Below are 3,548 nucleotides of genomic sequence, written 5' to 3' on the forward strand. Positions count from 1 at the left end.
GTTGAATATCGTTGAAATTGGCGATTTGCCGCTCTACAACGAGGACATCGACCAAGGTACGCCGCCCGCAGCCTACAGTACTTTCCGTAAACACGTGAGCTCATCCGACGCGGTGTTGTTTGTGACCCCGGAATACAACCGTTCCGTGCCTGCCCCGTTGAAGAATGCTATCGACGTGGGCTCCCGCCCGTATGGGCAAAGCGCCTGGAGCGGCAAGCCGGGGGCGGTCATCAGTGTGTCGCCGGGTGCCATTGGTGGTTTTGGCGCCAACCACCATCTGCGCCAGTCCCTGGTGTTCCTCGACGTGCCGTGCATGCAGCAGCCGGAAGCCTACCTGGGCGGCGCAGGCAGCGTGTTTGATGAAACGGGAAAGGTGTCGGAGAAAACCAAGCCGTTCTTGCAGGCGTTTATTGATGCCTACGGCAGATGGGTCGCGAAGCAGCACGGCTGATCGCAACGACCCGGCCTTGAAGGCCGGGTTTTTTTTGCGTGCCTTCAGGCCAGACGGTCGGCCAAGGCCCGGGCCTGTTCGGTGGAATGCAGACGCGACGCCTGGTCGACCTCCGGCCCCAGGATGGTTTTCTCCACGTACAACGAATGCACATCGGTCACGCCGATAAACCCGAGCCAGGCTTCCATGTAGGGTTTCTGAAAGTCCATCGCCTGTGCGTCGGGCGCAGAAAAATCCATTCCGCGTGCATACACGTTCACCGCGCGCTTGTTGTGCAGCAAGCCACGCAGACCGTGCTCCGGGCTGAATTCAAACAGCACGTCTTTCTGCGACACCACGTCGATAAAGTGCTTGAGCTTGTAGGGCACGGCGAAATTCCACAGCGGAACCGAGAACACCAGTACGTCAGCCCGATGCAGGTGAGCGGCCAGCGCTTTCAACGCGCCCCACGCGACGGCCTGCTCTTCCGTCAGTTCGGTGCCGCTCAGCCCGGCGTATTTGGCCTCCATCACCGGGCCATCAAACTCGGGCAGGTCCAGCGCCCAAAGGTCCAGCGTCACCACCTCGGTGTCCGGCGCGTTCTGCTGATAGCGGGCAATGAACTGATGGGCGATCTCCAAAGATGCGGAGCGCTGTTTGCGGGGCGAGCATTCGATGTGCAAAAGAGTGGTCATGGTGGGCCTCGAAGAAAGATGACGCAGGCATTGCAACATAGTGCCAAGTAAAATATAAATTGTGTTTTAGTCATCTATTAATCAGATATCAGAATATGTTCGACGCCTTGTTGCTCAAAACTTTCGTCGCCGTGGTGGACGAGGGCGGTTTCAGCCGCGCCGGGGAGCGGCTGCACCTGACCCAATCGGCCGTCAGCGGGCACTTGCGCCGCCTGGAGGAACAGGTCGGCAAGCCGCTGCTGACGCGCACCACGCGTTCCCAGCAATTGACGCCGGACGGTGAGCGCTTGATGGCGTACGCGCGGGGCATTCTGGCGCTGAACCGGGATGCCTGGGCGGAACTGACGCGCTCGGCGTTTGAGGGAAACCTGCGCGTAGGCGTGTCGGAAGAGTTCGCCGATGCCCGTTTGTTGCGCGAGTTGCAGGAGGTGGCCGCCGAGTACCCCGGCATGCACATCAGCGTGCAAGTCGGCATTCCCGGTACGTTGTTGACTCGAATGAAGCAGGGCGAGTTGGACGTGGTGGTGGGTTCGTTGTGCGAATCCAGCGAGCCGGGCCTGGCATTGTGGCAGGAGCCACTGGTGTGGGCCTGGTCTGCGCAGCCGCTGGTGACACTGCCTTCACCGTTGCCACTGGCGTTGTTTCCCGAGCCTTGCCCTTACCGGGAGGCGGCGCTGTCGCGCTTGGCCCAAGCCGGTATCACCCAACGCACCGCCATGCAGTGCAGCAGTTACGCCGCGCTGCAGGCCGCTGCGTCCGCCGGTTTTGCCATCGCCCCGATGGCGCGTAGCCAAGTGGGGCCAGGCTTGAGCGTACTCGGCGCCGAACACGGTTTGCCCGCATTGCCCGACGCCGAATTTCGCCTGTTCAGCGCGCCCGACGCGGACCCGCGCCTGGTCGAAATCATCACCCAAGTGGTGGTCCGCTATGGCGCTGCCCGGCGTTACTGAGGTTCAGCGCAGCCAGTTGGTGCGCGCCAGTTCGATCACTTCGTCACCGCGCCCGCTCATCACCGCCTTGAGCATGTAGAGGCTGAACCCCTTGGCCTGCTCCAGCTTGATGGTCGGCGGCATCACCAGTTCCTGGGTGGCCGTCACCACGTCCACCAACACCGGGCCGTCATGGGCCAGGGCGCGGCGCAGGGCCGGTTCCAGGTCTTCGGATTGCTCCACGCGAATCCCGAGGATGCCCATGGCGTTGGACATGGCCGCGAAGTCCGGGTTTTTCAGCTCGGTGCCGGTGTCCAGATAACCCGCCGCCTTCATTTCCATGGCGACAAAGCCCAGTGACGAGTTATCGAACACGATGACTTTTACCGGCAGTTTCAGCTGGGCCAGGGAGATGAAATCGCCCATCAACATGGCGAAACCACCGTCACCCGACATCGAAATCACCTGACGCCCGGGGAAGGCGGCTTGGGCGCCGATGGCCTGGGGCATGGCGTTGGCCATCGAACCGTGGTTGAACGAGCCGATCAGGCGGCGCTTGCCGTTCATTTTCAAATAACGCGCGGCCCACACGGTCGGCGAGCCCACGTCGGCGGTGAAGATCGCGTCGTCATCCGCCAGTTCGCTGAGCAACCGCGCTACATATTGCGGATGAATCGGGCGATCGGCCTTGGACGGCTGTGCCAGGTCATCCAGGCCTTGGCGGGCTTTTTCGTAGTGCTTCAAGGAGGTGTCGAGGAAGCTGCGATCGGTCTTGCGCGTCAGGCGCGGCAACAATGCCGCGATGGTTTCACTGACGTCGGCGGCAATGCCAAGGTCGAGCGTGGCGCGCCGGCCCAGCGCCTGCGGGTTGCGGTCGATCTGGATGATTTTTGCGTCGGTCGGGTAGAACTGGCGGTACGGGAAGTCGGTGCCGAGCATGATCAGCGTGTCGCAGTTGAGCATGGCGTGGTAACCCGAGCTGAAGCCGATCAGGCCGGTCATGCCCACGTCAAACGGGTTGTCCCATTCCACGTGCTCTTTGCCGCGCAAGGCATGCACCACCGGTGCACCGAGGGCATCGGCGAGAGCGACTACCTGGTCGTGGGCGCCAGCGCAGCCACTGCCGCACAGCAGGGTGACTTTCTGGCTGCTTTGTAGGATCTCGCTGAGGCGTTGCAGGTCCTCTTCGGCTGGCAAGGTGCGCGGCGCGTGCAGGGCCGGCCAGGGTTTGAGCGTGTCTTCGACTTCCAGCAGCGAGACGTCACCGGGAATCACCACCACGGCCACGCCACGGTTGAGGATCGCCGAGCGCATGGCGCGGTGCAGCACCTGAGGCATCTGCGCGGGGTTGGTCACCAGCTCGATAAAGTGGCTGCACTCTTTGAACAGTTCCTGGGGATGGGTTTCCTGAAAGTAATTCAGGCCGATCTCCGAGGATGGGATCTGCGCGGCAATCGCCAGCACCGGCACATGGTTGCGATGGCAGTCGAACAG

Annotated in this window: 4 protein-coding genes; 2 read left to right on the forward strand and 2 right to left on the reverse strand. The window is 62.2% G+C overall.

Going from position 1 to position 3,548, the window contains the following annotated elements; all coding sequences use genetic code 11:
- Window positions 1-451: NADPH-dependent FMN reductase (locus tag WBB95_RS09735; RefSeq protein ID WP_424487392.1), on the forward strand; the 451-nt coding region annotated here is incomplete at its 5' end.
- 44 nt (window positions 452-495) lie between these two features.
- Here the strand turns inward: WBB95_RS09735 and WBB95_RS09740 are convergent.
- Entirely contained in the window at window positions 496-1,125 is a 630-nt protein-coding gene (locus WBB95_RS09740) for an FMN-dependent NADH-azoreductase (RefSeq protein WP_424487393.1), read from the reverse strand.
- 95 nt (window positions 1,126-1,220) lie between these two features.
- On the opposite strand from WBB95_RS09740, the gene WBB95_RS09745 reads away from it, so the two are divergent.
- Window positions 1,221-2,075, forward strand: a complete 855-nt coding sequence (locus tag WBB95_RS09745; RefSeq protein WP_424487394.1) for a LysR family transcriptional regulator — start codon at window positions 1,221-1,223, stop codon at window positions 2,073-2,075.
- Window positions 2,076-2,078: 3 nt separating this feature from the next.
- Here WBB95_RS09745 and poxB read toward each other — a convergent pair.
- The coding region (gene poxB / locus WBB95_RS09750; RefSeq protein WP_424487395.1) for a ubiquinone-dependent pyruvate dehydrogenase at window positions 2,079-3,548 on the reverse strand (1,470 nt) is incomplete at its 5' end.

Source organism: Pseudomonas sp. (genome assembly GCF_049645325.1).
Taxonomy (GTDB): Bacteria; Pseudomonadota; Gammaproteobacteria; order Pseudomonadales; family Pseudomonadaceae; genus Aquipseudomonas.

What these genes read in the sequence shown, in the direction of transcription:
- WBB95_RS09740 (WP_424487393.1), bottom strand. Translation starts at nt 1,125, where the DNA reads ATGACCACTCTTTTGCACATCGAATGCTCGCCCCGCAAACAGCGCTCC.
- WBB95_RS09745 (WP_424487394.1), top strand. Translation starts at nt 1,221, where the DNA reads ATGTTCGACGCCTTGTTGCTCAAAACTTTCGTCGCCGTGGTGGACGAG.